The following is a 1,486-nucleotide window of genomic DNA, read 5'->3' on the forward strand; positions in this document are numbered from 1 at the left end:
GTTTTGTTCACTAGCTAGGCTAGCTACTAAAAACTTTATTGATTACGTTTTGCTTGTTCAGTTTTCAAGGTTCATTTTGATGTTCGCTACTTTGTTAAGAGCTAACTTTTATATAATAACATGTTTGATATTGTTTGTCAAACAGTTATTTTATTTTTTATATTTTAGTAGTTGCATATCTCAACAGCAACTTTTATATAATAACATGCTTATTTTCAATGGTCAATAGTTTTTATAAATCTTTTTTATAATCTTAATCGTGGCCAGTTTCTTAAAAATTGAATGGTACGATTCCTTCCTATTTCTAAGAGTGTTTCTTTTGTTTCTTCATTTAAATCAAATTGCGTAGCACTGTAATCTTCTACAGGAATAAAAATAATATCTCTTTCATGTCTTCTTGATATATATCTTTCATCATGTGCATCTTTCATAGTTGAAAATAATGCTTCAAATAAATTTAATCCATTTTTAATTTCATGAGGACACTGTTCTTCTCTCCGTCTACTTAATTTAAGTCCTAAAATGGGTCGTACTTTTCTTCCCTCCCTATCGTCAAAAATCCATAAAGGGAAATTACTTAAAACACCTCCATCTACAATTACAGACTCACCTTTACCTGTCTTTAAAGTAACCGGTTCAAAGAAAAATGGTATACCACAGCTCATACGTAAAGCACAAGCAACTGAAAAATTATTGGCATCTATTTGATATTTGTGTAAATCGTCTGGCAATACAATTATTCTACCATTAGTTATATCTGAAGCGACTAGCTTTAGTGAATCTTTAGGTAGATCTCCAAAAGTATAGACACCTTTTTCGGCCAATTTTTTGAAGAACCACTTTTCTAATGCCTTTCCTTTATACAGACCTAAATGGTTATAAACATTTATCCATTTCATAAAAGGGAAAGGTAGTATTGTTCTTCTAGAATCGAGTAATGAAGGCACATCTAACTCTTCTAGCATAATTTCAATTTCTCTACCACTATATCCTGCAGCAATGAACGCAGCTAAAATTGCTCCAGCACTTGTACCAGCCACACGTTTAAAACGGAAATTTTCAGCTTCTAATACTTGATAAGCCCCCACGAGTGCAAAGCCCTTCAAACCTCCACCAGAAAACACACCATCAATCCACATATTCCCTCTCCTTTTTTTCGTAATCTTTACATTATAAGAATCGAAATTGACGATTAGAACTAAAACTTGTATTTTAGTGTCGAAATCAAACTATTACTGAAAAAGGAATTATTATAGCATTTAGGATTATGAAATAATTTAATAGATCTTCCAACTTATTAATTTAGTCATTCGTTTCATAAAGTTTCTACGTACCCATAATAGATTTGCTTTATCAAATTATGGATATCTATATAAAAACTTTACTTCAAATAAAAAAACAGCCAGCATACAGCTGACTGCCTTTATTTGCCTAGCGACGTCCTACTCTCACAGGGGGAAGCCCCCAACTACCATCGGCGCTAAAG

1 protein-coding gene is annotated in these 1,486 nt (G+C 32.3%); it reads right to left on the bottom strand.

Going from position 1 to position 1,486, the window contains the following annotated elements; genetic code table 11:
* Positions 1–245 precede the first annotated feature (245 nt).
* Positions 246–1,139 (bottom strand): patatin-like phospholipase family protein, encoded by an 894-nt coding sequence (locus tag AC07YC_RS22770; RefSeq protein ID WP_036149797.1) that lies wholly within the window; start codon positions 1,137–1,139, stop codon positions 246–248.
* Between the last annotated feature and the right edge of the window lie 347 nt (positions 1,140–1,486).

The organism is Lysinibacillus sp. GW247-5R2A, assembly GCF_059424475.1.

What these genes read in the sequence shown, in the direction of transcription:
- AC07YC_RS22770 (WP_036149797.1), bottom strand. Translation starts at nt 1,139, where the DNA reads ATGTGGATTGATGGTGTGTTTTCTGGTGGAGGTTTGAAGGGCTTTGCA.